Source organism: Streptomyces sp. NPDC005262, assembly GCF_042872425.1.
Lineage (GTDB): Bacteria > Actinomycetota > Actinomycetes > Streptomycetales > Streptomycetaceae > Streptomyces.
Genome location: NZ_JBIAKK010000004.1, coordinates 181,576 through 197,637 on the forward strand (window position 1 = coordinate 181,576; position 16,062 = coordinate 197,637).

The window sequence follows — 16,062 nt, forward strand, 5'->3', positions numbered from 1 at the left end:
CGGGCTCCGCCCCGGCCCCCGCGCCTCGAGCGCCGGCGGGGCCGGCCCTGCCCGGGCGCTACTTCTCGGTGACGCCCGCCGAGTCGAACGTCGCCACCTCGTGCATCGCCCGCGCCGCACTCTGCACGATCGGCAGCGCCAGCAGCGCACCCGTGCCCTCGCCGAGGCGGAGGTCGAGGTCGACCAGCGGGCGCAGGCCCAGCTTGTTGAGCGCGGCGACATGGCCGGGCTCCGCGCTGCGGTGACCGGCGATGCATGCGGCGAGGGCCTCGGGGGCGATCGCCCGGGCGACCAGGGCAGCGGCGCCCGCGCTCACCCCGTCCAGGACCACCGGCGTACGCAGCGAGGCACCGCCCAGCAGGAATCCCGCCATCGCGGCGTGTTCCAGGCCGCCGACCGCGGCAAGTACGCCAATCGGGTCGGACGGGTCGGGCTGGTGGAGTTCGAGGCCACGGCGGACCACGTCGACCTTGCGCGCGTGCATCTCGTCGTTGATGCCGGTGCCACGACCGGTCACCTCGGCCGGGTCCATGCCCGTGTACACGCAGATCAGCGCGGCGGACGCGGTGGTGTTCGCGATGCCCATCTCGCCGGTGAGCAGGCCCTTGTTGCCCGCTGCCACCAGATCGCGGGCGGTCTCGATGCCGACCTCGATGGCCGCGAGGACCTCCTCACGGGTGAGGGCGGGCCCGGTCGTGAAGTCGGCCGTTCCCGCACGCACCTTGCGCGGCAGCAGACCGGCGGTCGCGGGCAGTTCCGTGGCGACGCCGACGTCGACGACACACACCTCGGCGCCTACCTGGGCCGCGAATGCGTTGCAGACCGCGCCGCCGCCGAGGAAGTTGGCGACCATCTGGCCGGTGACCTCCTGCGGCCACGCGGTGACGCCCTGGGCGTGCACCCCGTGGTCCCCGGCGAAGATCGCGACAGCCGCGGGCTCCGGGATCGGCGGCGGGCACATCCGGGAGAGACCCGACAGCTGCGCGGAGATGATCTCCAGCATGCCGAGCGCACCCGCCGGCTTGGTCATCCGCTTCTGGCGTTCCCAGGCCTCACCCAGCGCCTTGGCGTCCAGCGGACGGATGTTGGAGATGGTCTCCTGCAGCAGGTCGTGCGGCTCCTCGCCGGGCAGCGCGCGGCGACCGTACGTCTCCTCGTGGACGACCCAGGACAGCGGGCGCCGCTTGGACCAGCCCGCCTGCATCAGCTCGGGTTCCTCGGGGAACTCGTCGACATAACCGACACACAGGTACGCGACGACTTCGAGGTGCTCGGGCAGGCCGAGGGCGCGGACCATCTCGCGCTCGTCGAAGAAGCTGACCCAGCCGACGCCGAGACCCTCGGCGCGGGCTGCGAGCCACAGGTTCTCGACGGCGAGCGCCGAGGAGTACGGGGCCATCTGCGGCTGGGTGTGCCGGCCGAGGGTGTGGCGGCCACCGCGGGTGGGGTCGGCGGTGACGACGATGTTCACCGGGGTGTCGAGGATGGCCTCGATCTTCAGTTCCTTGAACTGCTTGGCCCGGCCCTTGGGCAGCGACTTGGCGTACGCCTCGCGTTGACGCTGCGCCAGTTCGTGCATGGAACGGCGGGTCTCCGCGGAGCGGATGACGACGAAGTCCCAGGGCTGCGAGTGGCCGACACTGGGCGCCGTGTGCGCGGCCTCGAGGACGCGGAGCAGGACCTCGTGCGGGATGGGGTCACTACGGAAGCCGTTGCGGATGTCACGGCGTTCGCGCATGACCCGGAGCACCGCTTCGCGCTCGGCGTCGTCGTACCCGGAGGCGGCGGCTCGGTCGGAAGTCTCCGCGGAGGGCTGCGGCACCTCGTCGGCCGGCGCCTCGGCCACCGGGGCCTCCTCGGCAGGGATCCGTACCGGCCCCGCGGGCTCCTGGTCCGGCGCGGGCGCCGCGATGTCCGGGCCGGCGTCCGTGAACGTGAGGTCCGGGGTCTCGATGACCTCGGGGCCGGTCTCGGGCTCGGGCACGAGGACCGGTTCGGGAGCCGTCCCGGCGGCGGGCGCGAGGACGGGTTCCTCCGGAGTGGCCAAGGGTTCCGGCGCGGCCACGAGTACGGCGGCGGGCGCGGCCACGACCACGGGCTCGGGGACGGCCGCCGGCTCCGGCGCGGGGACCGGTCCGGGCGCGACCACCGGTTCGGGCGCGGGCACTTCGGCCACAGCGGGCGCGGCTGCGACGGGCTCGGGGGTCTCGAAGGTCTCGTGGGTCTCGACAACCGGGGCCGGTACCGGCTCGACGGCGATCGCGACCTGCTCGGGCCGGGCCTGGGGCTCCTGGAGGGTCACGGGCTCGGGCGCCGGCTCGACGACGGCTTCCGGCTGCGCGACCTGCTCCGGGACGACCTGCTCCACGACGGCGTGTTCCACGACGGCCTGCTCCACGACCGGCGTCGGGGCCAGGTGCGGAGTCGTCGGCACGGATCCCTCCACGGGCACGAACCGGCCCAGGGACGCGCCGTCCGCAAAAGCCTCGGCAGCGGTGGGTACGGCCTCCGGGGCGGCCTCGACCGGCTGTGCGACCGGCACCGGCTCGGCAACCGGCTCCGGGACGACCGTTTCTGCGGCCGCTTCCGCAGTCACGGCTTCCGGTTCCACCGCCACGGGCGCCACGACCTGTTCGGGTGCGTGCGCCGCCCACGGGCTTCCGGCCTGCGGCGGGATCTCGCCGAGCTGAGGGCCCGGCAGGTCGAGGTACTCGGGACCGGTGGTGGGCGGTCCCGCGTGCCGTGCGGGCATCGGGTTCTGCGGCGCCTCGGCGGGTCCGCGGTCGGCGAGCGAACGGACCACACCGCCGGTCGGTGTCCCGCCGTACGACAGGCTCGACTCGCCCGAGGCCGGGCCGCGGTGCAGCGGCCGGCGCACGGGGGTGGCCGCGACCGGTGCGGCAACGGAAGCCACGGCCGGCATGCGTACGCCATTGAGATCGACGGCACCCGAGTCACGACCGCCCGACTCGTGCGTGCCCTGCCCGGTCTCGGTCATCGCTCCGGCCACCGCCTGCTGCACGGCGTACACGGCCGGGTCCGGCGCCTCCTGGACCTGCACGGTTCCCTGGGCCCGCACGGCCTGCACACCACCGACGTAGCCCTGCGGCTGTGCCTGGTAGGCGGCCTGCCCCTCCAGTAGCGCCGGTGCCTGTACGGCGCCGCCGTCCACCGGCTGACCGGGGACCGGTGCGACCTGCGGTTCGCTCCAGGCGCCCTGTGGGCTCGGCATCAGCAGAAGATCGTCGTCCTCGGGCGCATGCTCGGAGGGAGCGAGGAAGGTGTACGCACCCGGGGCGGGGTTGCCCGGCTGCTCCACCATGCCTGCGTTCTCCGGCAGTCCCTCGCCCGGGATCTGGCCGGTGTCACTCATGCGTACCCCTCGCCCATCGTCAGTGCTCCTTCGGCCCTTCGCCCGGGACGCCCGAACACGGCACGCCGGCGCTCGTCATGAAGAACGAGCGGGCTCGCCGCGCGGCACGAATCGGTCGCGGACACACATCATTCTCGCGGCCGTTCGCCGCCGCGGCAGGCAGTTCCGCCACGGCTCGCTGTGGACTGCGCCACGTTGCGCATCCCCCGGGTCCGCCGTACCACAACGGGGCCCAAAACGGTCCCCTTTTCCGGACATTGACGAACGAAGCGACGAACGGCCGGGTGCGGTACAACGATCGGCCAGCCTACCCCGCGCCGTGCACCGACCGGGTCAGGGGGCGAGGTCCGACCGCAGCGCCGAGAGCAGAAACACGACCGAGCGTTCGCGCTCCGACCATGCGGCCGTGTCGAGTTCGACGGACTGGAGGAGGGCGCACTCGACGATGTAGCCGTTCTCGGCGAGTGCCGCACCGAGCGCCTCGGCCTCGTCCCGGGTCGACGCGTGGGTGACGATCCGCTCCGGCCTGCGGTCGGCGACAGCGGTGACGACGGGGACCCCGCCGCCGCCGATGCGTACGACATCGGGCTCCGGCAGCCGCTCCAGCACGTGCGGGGCGCGGCCCTGGACGACCTGGAGCTGTACGCCGAAGGCCCGGCCCGCGGCCGCCGTCCGGGCGCAGGCGTCCGGGTCGCTGTCGACGGCCAGCACCGCCGCACCGAACCCTGCGGCCTCCACGGCAAGTGCTCCGCTGCCGGAGCCGATGTCCCAGACGAGGTCGCCGGTACGCGGGCCGAGGCGGGCCAGTTGGGCGGCCCGCAGCCCCGGGGACTCGCCCTCGCCCGACTCCCCTCCCGGGTCCGTCGCTCCGCCGGGGTATGCGTCCGAGGGCAGTGCCCAGCCGCGTACGCCCTGGGGGTGGCGGCCGGCGATCCAGGAGCCGGTGCCGGTGGACTGCTGCTCGGGGCCGCCACCGATGACGATCACGACGTTCGGGTCGCGCCAGACGTGGTCGGCGGCCTTGTCGGAGGTGACGACGGCGACCTGTTCGCGTGCGGTGCCGAGTTCCTCGCAGATGACGAAGGTGCGGTGCACGCCTTCGAGGAGCAGGGCGAGTTCGGCGGGTCCCGCGCCGGGCGAGGTGAGGACGGCGACCTTGTGGTGGGCCCGGCAGACGTTGACGGCGCGGCGCAGGGTGCGGGGGTGGGCGACGACGATCTGGGCGTCCTCCCAGGGCATTCCGGCGCGGGCGAACGCGGTGGCGACGGCGGACACGGCGGGCACGACTTCGACTTCCAGGCCGTGTTCGGGTGCGCGGAGATTGCGTACGACTCCGAAGAAGCCGGGGTCGCCGTCGGCGAGGACCACGGCGCTGCCGCGGTGGCCGGCGATCCTGCGGGCGGCGAGGTCGATGGAGCCGAGACGGATCCGTTCGGCGGTCGCCGGGACTTCGGGGAGTGCGAGGTGATGGGCGGCGCCCGCGACGAGGGTGGCGGCCGAGAGCGCGGCCCCGGCCGCTGCGGTCAGTGGCGAGCCGTCCCAGCCGATCACCGTGACCCGGTCGGCCATCTTTCGTCAGTCTCCTGGAGTTGTCGCAGGTGGGGCTGCCCACGCGCGGCGGGCACGGTGAGAGTACCTGGTCCCCGTCCGGTCCGGACCGGTGCGGTCCCCGGCGTCGGTTCCGGCATCAGTTCCAGTCGCTGTAGGTGCCGTAGCCGCCTGCGTCGGCCAGCTGCTCGGCGACTCCTTCGAGGTCCTCGGGAAGCAGCCCCCAGACGATCAGATCGGTCCTGATGTCGGTCCAGCCGCCGTCCTCGGTCTGGGTCCTCGCTATCCGGGCGTTGCGCAGGACCCCCTCGCTGATGCAGCCGAGCTTCTGGGCGACCTGCTGGGACGCGGTGTTGTCGGCGGCGGTGCGCAGTTCGATGCGTTCGAAGGCCTGGTCGCGGAAGAGCCACTGGGCGACGGCGAGCAGGGACTCGGTGGCGTATCCCTCGCCGCGAGCCCAGGGGGCGGTGATGTACGCGGCTTCGGTGGCGAGCGTGCGCCAGTCGGTGTTCCGGAGCCGCACCGAGCCGACGAGGCGCTGGGTGAGGAACTCGGTGACGGCGAAGACTATCCCGTCACCGCTGGTGCGCTGCGCGGGGGCGATCCGGCGGACCCAGCGTTCCGCGTCGACCTGGGTGTAGGGGTGGGGCGCCTCCGTCCAGGCGGTGACGAGTTCGTCGTTCATCATCTCGATGTACGCCGGGACGTCCGTCATGTCGAACGGTCGCAGCACCAACCGATCCGTGCTGATGGAGATGGACGGAAAGGTGGAAGTCATGCGCAGCTCCATGCCGAAGACCGTGTAAAGGCACAGCATGCAGCATCGGGCGGACGTTGTGCATGGCCGGGTGCGCACGGCGGAGCCCCGCGCACCCGGGTGGGGTGCGCGGGGCTCGGCCACGCTCGTGCGGTTCGGGTGTCAGGAGTTGACGAGGGGGCCGAAGTCAGGGATGACCGAGCCCTGGTAGGTGTCCTCGATGAACTTCTTCACCTCGGCGGAGTGGAGGAGCTTCACGAGCTTCTCGACGCGGGGGTCCTTCTCGTTGCCCTTCTTCACGGCGAGGAGGTTGGCGTACGGGTTGCCGTCCGCCTTCTCCAGCACCAGGGCGTCCTTGGCGGGCTTGAGCTTGGCCTGGATGGCGTAGTTGCCGTTGATGACGGCGGCGTCGACATCGTTCAGGGCGCGGGGCACGGTTGCGGCCTCCAGCTCCTTGAACTCCAGGCCCTTCTTGTCCGTGATGTCGCTGATCTTGGCGTTGGTGCCGACACCGTCCTTGACGGTGATCAGGCCGTTCGCGGCGAGCAGCTGGAGGGCGCGGCCCTCGTCGGTGGTGTCGTTCGGTACGGCGATGGTCTGGCCGGCCTTGATGTCCTTGAGGTCCTTGACCTTGTTGGAGTAGAGGCCGAGCGGCTCCAGGTGCACGTTGGCGACCGCGACGATGTGGGTGTTGTTCTTCTTGTTGAAGTCGTCGAGGTACGGCCGGTGCTGGAAGAAGTTGGCGTCGACCTGGCCGTTCTCGGTGGCGGTGTTCGGCAGGACGTAGTCCGTGAACTCCTTGACCTCCAGCTTGAGGCCGGCCTTGGCCGCCAGGTTCTTCTTGACGAAGTTCAGGATGTCGGCGTGCGGCGTCGGGGACGCCGCGACGACGAGCGCCTTGGACGTGTCGGCGTCGGCGCCGGTCCCGCTCTTGGAGGCCGGGTCGGACGACGTGCCGCAGGCGGTGAGGCCGAAGGCGAGGGCTGCGGTGGCGGCGGCAGCTGCGGTGATCTTGATGTTCTTACGCACGAAAAGTGCCTCTTTCTGATGGTGAGGGTGGTGCGCCCGGACAAGGAGTTCGGGCTTGTGAGCGGAGAGAAGGTCTCAGGAGGCGGTGCGGCCCCGGCGGGCCAGCAGGCGTACGGCGACATCGCCGATCAGCTGGACCACGGTCACGATGACGATCAGCAGCGCGACGGTGATCAGCATGAACTGGTTGTCGAAGCGCTGGAATCCGTAGGTGACGGCCTTGGAGCCGAGCCCTTCGCCGCCGACCGCGCCGGCCATCGCGGAGTATCCGATGAGCACGATGACGGTGGTGGTGACCGCGGAGACGAGCGACGGCAGGGCCTGCGGCAGCAGGACCTTGCGCACGATCGTCGGGATGGATCCGCCCATCGACTGGACGGCTTCGACGAGCCCGTGGTCGACCTCGCGGACGGCCGTCTCGACGAGCCGGGCGAAGAACGGGATGGCGCCGACGGCGAGCGGCACGATCATCGCGGTCGGGCCGATGAAGGTGCCGACGACCCAGGTGGTGAAGGGGATCAGGGCGATCAGCAGGATGATGAACGGCAGCGAGCGGCCGATGTTCACGATCACGCCGACAGCCTTGTTCACCACGGTGTTCTGGAGCAGTCCACCCTTGTCGGTGAGGACCAGCAGTACGCCGAGCGGCAGTCCGACGAGAACCGTGACGACCGCGGACCACAGCACCATGTAGAGGGTGTCGACGGTTCCCTGGGACAGCAGTGGCTGCATTTCGGACCAGGTCACTTGGCCACCTCCTTGGTGAGCGGGGTCCGGGTGAGTGCGGCGGGGGTCTGCGCGGGGATGCCGTCGGCGGCGGCCGCGTCCACGACCTCGGCCTGCAGTCCCTGCTCGCGCAGGAAGCCGATCGGGACGACGTTCTCCTCGAAGCGGCCGGGCAGCTCGATGCGCATCCGGCCGACTTGGTTGCCGCCGACGGTGTCCATCGCGGCACCCAGGATCGAGATGTCGATGTTGTACGTGCGGGAGAGCTGGGAGATCACCGGCTGGGTCGCGGCCTCGCCGTGGAAGGTGACGTCGACGACCGTGCGGTCGGGACCGGAGGCCGTACCGCCGACCGGGAACAGCTCATGGGCCAGTTCGGAGCCGGGGGTGGCGAGCAGCTCGCCGACGGTGCCGGACTCGACGATGCGGCCCCTCTGCATGAGAGCTGCCGAGTCGCAGATCGTCTTGACGACGTCCATCTCGTGCGTGATGAGCAGGACGGTCAGACCGAGCTGCTGATTGAGGTCGCGCAGCAGTTGGAGGATGGAGCGGGTGGTCTCCGGGTCGAGGGCGGACGTCGCCTCGTCGGAGAGCAGCACCTTGGGGTCTCCGGCCAGCGCCCGGGCGATGCCGACGCGCTGCTTCTGGCCGCCGGAGAGCTGGCCGGGGTAGGCCTTCGCCTTGTCGGCCAGGCCGACCAGGTCGAGAAGTTCGAGGGCCTTGCGGGTGCGGTCGCGACCGGAGACGCCGAGGATCTCCAGCGGGAGCTCGATGTTGTCCTGGACGTTGCGCGAGGCCAGCAGGTTGAAGTGCTGGAAGACCATGCCGATACGGCTGCGCGCCTCGCGGAGCTCCTTGCCGGCCCGGCGGCCCCGGCCCGCGAGGGCGGTGAGGTCCTGACCGGCCACGGTCACGGTGCCCGAGGTGGGGCGTTCCAGCAGGTTGATGCAGCGGATCAGGGAGGATTTGCCGGCGCCGCTCTGTCCGATGACGCCGTACACCTCTCCCTCGCGGACATGCAGGTCGACGCCGTCCAGAGCGGTGACCTCTCGGCCGCGCGACTGATAGACCTTCGTGAGGCCCGTAGTGGTGATCACAGGGGTTTCCGTCACTGTCGAGTGCACGACGCGGTGTCCGCCGGGCACGGGGCATTCGTCTGAAGAGACTGTTCGGACTCGGGTGTTCGGCCGGTGGGTCTCGGCACGGCTGCGGCGGCGCTCGGCCGGGACAGGTACGTGCTGGAGCAGCTCGTTCCGCTGGGTGCGGACGGCGTGGGCTCGGTCTCGCTTCGGGGCGCGAGGCTCAGGCGGGGGCCCTCAGAAGGCGCGCATTCGACACATACAACGAGCACCGGGCGTCGTGATCGCCTCGGTCGCAAGGGTGCGGCTGCTCGTCGTGGTCATGCGCCAAGTAAAACAGACGTAACGTTCCGGCCTGCCCGCCTGTCCGTATAGCGGACAGCCATGGACCGTCGCGGCGCCCGGTTCAGTCCGCAGTGGAGATTTCCACTCCCGCAGCTGTGACCTGCACCGATATGGCGGAGAGATCAGTGACGACCGCATCGGCGACCAGCTCGGCGCGTTCGTGCGTTGTGGCCAAGGCCACGGTCGTCATCCCGGCCGCCCGTCCGGCCCGCAGTCCGGCGGGGGCGTCCTCGAAGACCACGCAGCGGGCCGGGTCGACGCCGAGGCGACGGGCCGCGAGGAGGTACGGCTCGGGGTCCGGCTTGCCACGGGTGATGTCCTCGGCGGCGATCATCACCGGGAAGTCGATGCCTGCCTCGCGCAGCCGCGCCTCACCCAGCGGGCGGGTGGCGGAGGTGACGACGGCCCAGCGGTGCGCGGGCAACGAACCGAGCAGCTCCTTGGTGCCGGGCAGCACCACGACGCCGCCGGGGACGTCCTCGACCTCCAGCTGTTCGATACGGGCCAGAGCCCCGTCGACCCGGTCCGCGGGCAGCAGCTCGGCGATGATCTCGACGGCCGTACGGCCGTGCAGTTCGATGCCGGAGAAGTCCTCCGCCGTGACGCCGTACTCCTGTGCCCACCTGGTCCAGCAGCGGCGGACGGACTCGATGGAGGAGAGCAGCGTTCCGTCGTTGTCGAACAGCAGGGCCTCGGCGTGGATCTTCATGTTCGCCGACCCTAGCGCCCGGGTACGGGGGCGCACGCAGGGGGCCGATTGGTCCGTAATACCCTCGGCTCATGCTTGACGCCCTGACGATCACGGTCTCCGTGACCGCGCTCGCCCTCGCCGCCTGGTGCGGTTTCGCCGCCTACCGGGACCAGCCGACCAAGGACTGGCACTTCATCGGCATGGCCGTGGTGTCGCTGCTGGCGCTGGCCCAACTGGTGGTGGGGATCGTGCAGCTCGCCCGGGGCGAGCGGCCGGACCAGGGCATGACGATCTTCATCTGCTATCTGGTCGGGGCGTTCGCCGCCGTGCCCGCGGCAGGTTTCCTGTCGCTGACCGAGCGGACCCGATGGGGTTCGGTGACGGTGGCGGCGGGCGCGGTCGTGCTGGCCGTTCTGCAGGTACGGCTCTACGACATCTGGGGAAGCTGACCGTGACCGAGACCGACACCACATCCGGTTCCGCATCCGGGCAGAAGGCCCGGTTCGAGCTGGGGACCGGCCCCGGCCGCGTACTCGTCTGGTTCTACGGGGTGTTCACCGTCGCGGCCGCCTCCCGCTCGATCGTCCAGATGATCCTGGACTTCGGCAGGGCGCCGCTCGCCTACGTGCTGTCGGCCGTCGCCGCTCTGGTGTACGGCTTCATCACGTACTCGCTGGTCCGCGGCGGCGAGAAGGCCCGCAGGACGGCGCTGGTGTGCTGCGCCGCCGAGCTCGCGGGCGTCCTTCTCGTCGGTACGTGGACCCTGGTCGAACCGTCGGCCTTCGCGGACGCCACCGTCTGGTCGTATCTGGGCCGGGACTACCTGTTCATCCCGGTGATCCTGCCGGTCACCGGGATGATCTGGCTGCGTCGCGCCAAGAACGTGTGACGTCCGCTTCGTCGCCGGTCAGGCGCTGGCGACGTAGGCCCGCGCGGCGGCGTCCTTCTCCAGCAGGATGAGCCGGATACCGTCCTGACCGGTCGCGTTGCCCACGGGGGCGTAACCCGCCCGCCGGTAGAGCCGCAGGTTGGTCTCGCTGCGGTGCCCGGTGTGCAGCCGGAAGCGGGTGGCCGACTGCTCGTCCGCGAGCGCGGACTCGGCGGCCCGCAACAGCCGGGCGCCGAGGCCGTGCCCCTGGAGCCGGGGGTGGACGCAGAGCTTGGCTATCTGCCCGGTGCCGTCCGGATCAATGGATCCGCGTACCGCGCCGACTACTTCGTCCCCGAGCCGCGCCACGAACACCAGATTCGCGGTCAGTTCGTCACGGACCGATTCGAGAGTCTGCACAAGCGGGTCGATCCGGTAGTTCCCGTACAGCTCCGCCTCGCTCTGAAAGCTGAGGTACTGGAGCTTCAAGATCTGTTCGGCGTCCTCTGTCGTCGCCGCCGAGATGATCACACTCATGCCCATGTGTGCATGCCTCCCGCTCACCTGATCCGCCGGTTGCCTAAGAGCTCCTATCCCCGCAGTTCAGGAACGACAACCTCCGCCGCGAGCATTCTGCGCAGACATCCAAGGCATCGGGAACGGATCGGACCCAAACTGCCTTGTGACATACCCAACTTCCCTGCGATCTCCCGGTAGGTGGGGTCGCCCGGAGCGAGCATCGCGGCGAGCAGTCCGGCGCACCGCCCCGGCAGTCGGCCCACCGCGGCGTGCAGCACCCTGCGTTCGTCGGCGCCGACCGCCAACCGCTCGGGGCTGCGGGCAGGCTCCGCGATGGTCTCGTCGGCGTAGGGACGTTCGCGCCGGGCGGTACGGCGAGCACGGCGCACCTCCGCCCGTACGGTGTCACGGACCCAGCGCGCCGGGTCCGCCGGAGGTCGCTGATCCGCGAGCAGCTCCAGCAGCCGCAGCCAGACAGCCTGTTCGAGATCGGCGGGTTCGACGGCCGCGCCCGCCGCCGCGTCGCTCGCCTCGGCCGTCGCCTCGGCGCTGACGAGGGGGTACAGGGCGTGGACCACGGCGGCGGGAGCCTGGGCGCCGGCGTCTGCGAGTAGCGTCATACCTCACCCGACGTGGACCGGCGGACGGCGGTTGCCGTCCGCGGGACGCACCACCCGACCGGGGCATGCCCGGCCGGGTGCTGACGTGCGCGGCGGAGTCAGTTCCCGGTGAAGTCGGCCGCGGCGAGCAGAGCCGTGTCCGGGTTGTCGGAGAAGATGCCGTCGATGCCCGTCGCGAAGTACGTCTGGAACGCGCCGAATGCGTCGCCGTACGCGTTGGGGTCCGTACCGCGCCTGAAGTCGGCGGGCAGGAAGGTGTTCTCGTTGCGCATGGTGTACGGGTGCAGGATCAGGCCCTGCGCGTGCGCGTCCTTCACCAGGGTGGTCGGCGTGGCGAGCCGGCCCGACGCGTCCTTGGGGATGATCAGGTCCAGGGTGGGGCCGATGCCCTGCGCGAAGGACGCCAGCCACGTCAGCCCCGTGGGCTTCACGAGATCGTCGACGGTGCGCGGGTCACCGGTCGCCACGAAGTCCCAGGGCTTCGATCCCGCACCGGAGAGCAGGACGACACGCGGGGTGGCGACGAGCTTCGCCAGCCGCTGGATGCTGGTGGGCTCGAAGGACTGGAGGATGAGCGGCGACTGCTTGCGGTGGCGGTCGTAGCGGCGCAGCAGCTTGGCGAGCGGCTCCTCCAGTCCGAGGCCGAGGCCGCGGAAGTAGGTGGGGTGCTTCGTCTCGACGTACAGCCAGACCTGCTTCCCGCGCCTGCGGCCCTCACGGTCGGCCCACTGGAGCACCTCCTCGAAGGTGGGGACCTCCCAGCGCCCGTCGTAGAGCGTGTTCTTCTGGCGGTTTCCGGGGATGCGCTCCTTGGCGCGGAGCGTCTTCAGCTCGGCGAGGGTGAAGTCCTCGGTGAACCAGCCGGTGAGGGAGACGCCGTCGACGGTCTTGGTCGTCCTGCGGCTCGCGAACTCGGGGTGCGCGGAGACATCGGTGGTGGCGGTTATGTCGTTCTCGTGACGGCAGACGAGGTGGCCGTCCTTCGTGGGTACCAGGTCCTGCTCGATGATGTGCGCACCCATGTCGAGCGCCAGCTGGTACGAGCCGAGGGTGTGCTCGGGACGGTAGCCGCTGGTACCACGGTGCCCGATGACGGTCGGCACCGGCAGGTCCAGCCGGTGGCCGTGGCCGCCGGACCGTCCGTCGACGGACCCGGCCGTGTTCTCGGCGGCGTTCGCCGTGCCCGGCAGTCCGAGGGCGGCCGCCCCCAGGACGGCCGCACCCGCTCCCAGGACGGTCCGCCGACCGGGGTTCGCCTGCGCACGCTCTGTCATGACTGCTCCCTCGCATGTGATGTGTGGCACCGTCGAGCGAGGCCCGATCGTAGGGAACTGCGCCATCCGCGTGGCAGCCCGTGGACGAACATGGCGGAAACACACGTCAACACCGTGTATCCACTCGATGAACCCGATGTGCGATCAGCGAGTACCCGCGAGTATCGTCCTCACCTGCATATACCGTCACGATCCCGTACCTCGGCCGGCCCTGGCCACTACACCGGAGGAACCGTTGTCCCGACACGCACTCATCAAGGCAGTGCTCGGACCGCTCTTGCGCCTGATGTTCCGCCCCCAGGTGGAAGGCGTGAAGAACATCCCCGGAGACGGTCCGGTGATCCTCGCGGGCAACCATCTGACGTTCATCGACTCGATGATCATGCCGATCTGCTGCGACCGGCCGGTGTTCTACATCGGCAAGGACGAGTACGTGACGGGCAAGGGAATCAAGGGCCGGATGATGGCCTGGTTCTTCACCGGCTGCGGCATGATCCCGGTGGACCGGGACGGCGGACGCGGCGGTGTCGCGGCGCTGATGACGGGCCGTCGGGTGCTGGAGCAGGGCAAGGCCTTCGCCATCTATCCGGAGGGCACCCGCTCCCCCGACGGGCGGCTCTACCGGGGCCGTACGGGCATCGCGCGGCTGACACTGATGACGGGCGCGCCGGTGGTGCCGTTCGCGATGATCGGCACGGACAAGCTGCAGCCAGGTGGTGCGGGCCTGCCCAGGCCCGGCAAGGTGACGGTCCGGTTCGGTGAGCCGATGGAGTTCTCCCGATACGAGGGCATGGACCGCGACCGCTACGTGCTGCGGGCGGTGACGGACTCCGTGATGGCCGAAGTGATGCGGCTCTCCGGCCAGGAGTACGTCGACATGTATGCGACGAAGGCGAAGGCCGCCTGATCGGGCGGATCCGCAGGACATCCGAAGGGCCCGTACCCCGCTTGGCGGTACGGGCCCTTCCGTATCTCACAACCACTCGTACGGCCGAAGGCGCGGCAGCTCGCGGGCGGATCTACGGATGCTCGATCTCCTCCTCCAGCGCCTGGCCGCGCAGCAGGAACCAGGCGGCGGCCGCTGTCGCGATCAGGACCACCGCGCCGATGCCCGAGGCGATGTGCAACCCGTCGACGAACGAGTCCTGTGCCGCCGAGACCAGTGCGTGCGCCTGCTCCGCCGGGAGGCCGTGGGCCGATTCGACGGCGCCGCCCAGGGATTCGTGAGCCGCCGCGGCGGCATCGGCCGGGACGCCGTGCGGGGTGACGAAGTCCTGGTAGACGCCGGTGACGATGGAGCCGAGCAGGGCGATGCCGAGGGCCGCGCCGAGTTCGTACGCCGTCTCGGAGACCGCGGACGCGGAGCCCGCGTGCTCCTTCGGGACGCTGGAGAGGATCACGTCCGAGGTCACGGTGAAGGCGAAGCCCGCGCCGATGCCGACGACCAGCAACAGAAGGCCGATCAGTGGATAGCCGGTCTCCTGGTGGACGAAGGTGACGGCGGCGAGCGAGAGGCCGACTGCCGCGAGCCCGGCGGACACCACGAACCGGACCGTGAACCGGCGGGCGGCCCGACCGGCGATCAGACCGCAGGTCACCGCGCCGACGGCGGCCGGCAGCTCGGCGAGTCCGGCCTCCAGCGGGCCGCGCCCCTGGACCAGTTGCAGGAACTGGGAGAGGAAGAAGACCAGCCCGGACAGGCCGAGGATGGTCAGCAGATCGGCGAGGACCGCGCCCGAGAAACCCCGGTGGTGGAACAGCCGCATGTCCAGCAGCGGATCCGGCAGCTTGAGCTGCCTGCGTACGAACCACCAGAGCGCGGTCGCGCCGCCGATACCCGCGACGGCGACCTCCCAGCTCGCCCCGTGCGCGGCCAGATCCTTGATGGCGTACACGACCCCGATCATGCCGACCAGGGAGAGCGCGACGCTCATCAGGTCCCAGGGGCCCGGCGCCGGGTTCCTCGACTCGGGGATCATCCGGATGCCGACGACCACGAGGACCGCCATCACCGGCAGGTTGATCAGGAAGACCGACCCCCACCAGAAGTGCTCCAGCAGGAACCCGCCGACGACCGGGCCGACGGCCGCGCCCGCGGAGGCCGCGGCACCCCAGATGCCGATGGCCAGTGAGCGCTCGCGCGGGTCGTTGAAGAGGTTGCGGATCAGGGCGAGGGTGGACGGCATCAAGGTGGCGCCCGCGACGCCGAGCAGCGCCCGCGCCAGGATCATCGTCTCGGGGCTGCTCGCGTACGCGTTGAGCACGGAGACCGCGCCGAACGCGGTGGCGCCGCTCAGCAGCAGCTTCTTGCGGCCGATGCGGTCACCGAGGCTGCCCATGGAGACCAGGAGCCCGGCGATGACGAACGAGTAGACGTCGCCGATCCAGAGCAGCTGGGTGCCGGTCGGCTCGAGGTCCTCGGTGAGGAACGGCGTCGCAAGGCCCAGGACCGTGGCGTCGATGGCCACCAGCAGCACGGCGAGGACGAGCACCGCCAGCGCGATCCACCGTCCGGGGCGGCGCAGCTCGTCCGAGGTCTTCGCGTGCTGTTCGATGCTGGTCATTGCTCCACGCTCCGGCGTGCTCCGCCGAGCAACAACTCGACGATCATGAATTGGAAGTCCTGTCCGGCGACCCGGCCCGCCTGGACGGCCCAGGCGCCGGTGGAGACGAGCCCGTACAGGGCCTCGGTCAGCCAGGCGGGGGTCAGGTCGATCCGGAACTCGCCGCGCTCCTGACCGCGCCGGAAAAAGGCGGAGACCCGCGCGTCAAGCCGGTTCCAGCCCTCGTTCACCTCGTCGCCCTCGAAGAGCTGGTTCTCGGTGACGAGGAAGGACAGCAGTCCGGCGCTCGGTTCGACAGCCGCGATCAGCCGGCGCAGTGCCTGCTCCGCGGGGCCTTCGTCGAGCGCGGCGGCGTCCAGGGCCGCTTCGAACTCCTGGATCCCCAGGTTCTCCAGCGCTCTGACCAGGGCATCGCGTCCGGCGAAGTGCCGGTGCAGGGTGGCGCGTCCGATGCCCGCGGCCTTGGCGACCTCATCCATGGTGGCGGTCGATTTACGGGTCAGCAGAGCGGCGGCGCTGCGCAGCACCTGCTCGCGGTCGACAGTCATGAGACAACTATAACCCAAATGAGACACCATCGTCTCATTCTTGATCGGGTTCCCCGGTGCGCGGCGCTGGTCGCCGGCACCGATCCGGACGCCGGGGCGGCTTCAGGGCACCGGAAAGAGT

At 70.6% G+C, this 16,062-nt stretch carries 15 protein-coding genes; 3 read left to right on the forward strand and 12 right to left on the reverse strand.

All coding sequences use genetic code 11. The features are described 5' to 3' along the window. Positions 1–58 precede the first annotated feature (58 nt). From cobT to ACFYP5_RS13980, 7 genes are all read right to left on the reverse strand, one after another. Positions 59–3,373 (reverse strand): nicotinate-nucleotide--dimethylbenzimidazole phosphoribosyltransferase, encoded by a 3,315-nt coding sequence (cobT, locus tag ACFYP5_RS13950; protein WP_389034783.1) that lies wholly within the window; start codon positions 3,371–3,373, stop codon positions 59–61. A 333-nt stretch (positions 3,374–3,706) separates the two neighbouring features. Beyond that, entirely contained in the window at positions 3,707–4,942 is a 1,236-nt protein-coding gene (gene cbiE / locus ACFYP5_RS13955; RefSeq protein WP_389034786.1) for a precorrin-6y C5,15-methyltransferase (decarboxylating) subunit CbiE, read from the reverse strand. A gap of 118 nt (positions 4,943–5,060) precedes the next feature. Further along, entirely contained in the window at positions 5,061–5,738 is a 678-nt protein-coding gene (locus tag ACFYP5_RS13960; RefSeq protein WP_389034789.1) for a GNAT family N-acetyltransferase, read from the reverse strand. 102 nt (positions 5,739–5,840) lie between these two features. Further along, positions 5,841–6,707 (reverse strand): MetQ/NlpA family ABC transporter substrate-binding protein, encoded by an 867-nt coding sequence (locus ACFYP5_RS13965; protein ID WP_389034792.1) that lies wholly within the window; start codon positions 6,705–6,707, stop codon positions 5,841–5,843. 75 nt (positions 6,708–6,782) lie between these two features. Then, positions 6,783–7,454, reverse strand: a complete 672-nt coding sequence (locus ACFYP5_RS13970) for a methionine ABC transporter permease (RefSeq protein ID WP_384111749.1) — start codon at positions 7,452–7,454, stop codon at positions 6,783–6,785. Next, entirely contained in the window at positions 7,451–8,530 is a 1,080-nt protein-coding gene (locus ACFYP5_RS13975; protein WP_389034796.1) for a methionine ABC transporter ATP-binding protein, read from the reverse strand. Before ACFYP5_RS13975 ends, ACFYP5_RS13970 begins: the two co-directional genes overlap by 4 nt. A gap of 388 nt (positions 8,531–8,918) precedes the next feature. After that, on the reverse strand, positions 8,919–9,566 hold the full coding sequence (locus tag ACFYP5_RS13980; protein WP_389034799.1) for an HAD family hydrolase: 648 nt from the start codon (positions 9,564–9,566) through the stop codon (positions 8,919–8,921). Positions 9,567–9,637: 71 nt separating this feature from the next. On the opposite strand from ACFYP5_RS13980, the gene ACFYP5_RS13985 reads away from it, so the two are divergent. Then, positions 9,638–9,997: a hypothetical protein gene (locus ACFYP5_RS13985; RefSeq protein WP_389034802.1), complete on the forward strand. Its 360-nt coding sequence runs from the start codon at positions 9,638–9,640 to the stop codon at positions 9,995–9,997. Positions 9,998–9,999: 2 nt separating this feature from the next. After that, the gene (locus ACFYP5_RS13990) at positions 10,000–10,437 is read left to right on the forward strand and encodes a hypothetical protein (RefSeq protein ID WP_030968637.1); all 438 of its coding nucleotides are present in this window, start codon (positions 10,000–10,002) and stop codon (positions 10,435–10,437) included. An 18-nt stretch (positions 10,438–10,455) separates the two neighbouring features. On the opposite strand, the gene ACFYP5_RS13995 is transcribed toward ACFYP5_RS13990, so the two are convergent. From ACFYP5_RS13995 to ACFYP5_RS14005, 3 genes are all read right to left on the reverse strand, one after another. Next, on the reverse strand, positions 10,456–10,959 hold the full coding sequence (locus ACFYP5_RS13995; protein WP_389034804.1) for a GNAT family N-acetyltransferase: 504 nt from the start codon (positions 10,957–10,959) through the stop codon (positions 10,456–10,458). Positions 10,960–11,006: 47 nt separating this feature from the next. Next, the gene (locus ACFYP5_RS14000; protein ID WP_389034806.1) at positions 11,007–11,555 is read right to left on the reverse strand and encodes a sigma-70 family RNA polymerase sigma factor; all 549 of its coding nucleotides are present in this window, start codon (positions 11,553–11,555) and stop codon (positions 11,007–11,009) included. A gap of 98 nt (positions 11,556–11,653) precedes the next feature. After that, positions 11,654–12,829: a glycerophosphodiester phosphodiesterase gene (locus ACFYP5_RS14005; protein WP_389034809.1), complete on the reverse strand. Its 1,176-nt coding sequence runs from the start codon at positions 12,827–12,829 to the stop codon at positions 11,654–11,656. A gap of 235 nt (positions 12,830–13,064) precedes the next feature. Here ACFYP5_RS14005 and ACFYP5_RS14010 point away from each other — a divergent pair, with 235 nt between their 5' ends. After that, entirely contained in the window at positions 13,065–13,736 is a 672-nt protein-coding gene (locus tag ACFYP5_RS14010) for a lysophospholipid acyltransferase family protein (RefSeq protein WP_389034812.1), read from the forward strand. 112 nt (positions 13,737–13,848) lie between these two features. Here the strand turns inward: ACFYP5_RS14010 and ACFYP5_RS14015 are convergent, their stop codons facing one another. Both ACFYP5_RS14015 and ACFYP5_RS14020 read right to left on the reverse strand, forming a co-directional pair. Continuing rightward, complete coding sequence (locus tag ACFYP5_RS14015; protein ID WP_389034814.1) at positions 13,849–15,393, reverse strand: MFS transporter; 1,545 nt, start codon at positions 15,391–15,393, stop codon at positions 13,849–13,851. After that, positions 15,390–15,941, reverse strand: a complete 552-nt coding sequence (locus ACFYP5_RS14020; protein ID WP_389034816.1) for a TetR/AcrR family transcriptional regulator — start codon at positions 15,939–15,941, stop codon at positions 15,390–15,392. The genes ACFYP5_RS14015 and ACFYP5_RS14020 overlap by 4 nt, the downstream gene beginning before the upstream one ends. Positions 15,942–16,062: the final 121 nt, after the last annotated feature.

Bases quoted from the DNA above. Each gene is read 5' to 3' on its own strand.
- ACFYP5_RS13995 (WP_389034804.1), bottom strand. From the start codon at position 10,959: ATGGGCATGAGTGTGATCATCTCGGCGGCGACGACAGAGGACGCCGAA.
- ACFYP5_RS13980 (WP_389034799.1), bottom strand. From the start codon at position 9,566: ATGAAGATCCACGCCGAGGCCCTGCTGTTCGACAACGACGGAACGCTG.
- cbiE (WP_389034786.1), bottom strand. From the start codon at position 4,942: ATGGCCGACCGGGTCACGGTGATCGGCTGGGACGGCTCGCCACTGACC.
- ACFYP5_RS13985 (WP_389034802.1), top strand. From the start codon at position 9,638: ATGCTTGACGCCCTGACGATCACGGTCTCCGTGACCGCGCTCGCCCTC.
- cobT (WP_389034783.1), bottom strand. From the start codon at position 3,373: ATGAGTGACACCGGCCAGATCCCGGGCGAGGGACTGCCGGAGAACGCA.
- ACFYP5_RS14000 (WP_389034806.1), bottom strand. From the start codon at position 11,555: ATGACGCTACTCGCAGACGCCGGCGCCCAGGCTCCCGCCGCCGTGGTC.
- ACFYP5_RS13960 (WP_389034789.1), bottom strand. From the start codon at position 5,738: ATGCTGTGCCTTTACACGGTCTTCGGCATGGAGCTGCGCATGACTTCC.
- ACFYP5_RS14020 (WP_389034816.1), bottom strand. From the start codon at position 15,941: ATGACTGTCGACCGCGAGCAGGTGCTGCGCAGCGCCGCCGCTCTGCTG.
- ACFYP5_RS14005 (WP_389034809.1), bottom strand. From the start codon at position 12,829: ATGACAGAGCGTGCGCAGGCGAACCCCGGTCGGCGGACCGTCCTGGGA.
- ACFYP5_RS14015 (WP_389034814.1), bottom strand. From the start codon at position 15,393: ATGACCAGCATCGAACAGCACGCGAAGACCTCGGACGAGCTGCGCCGC.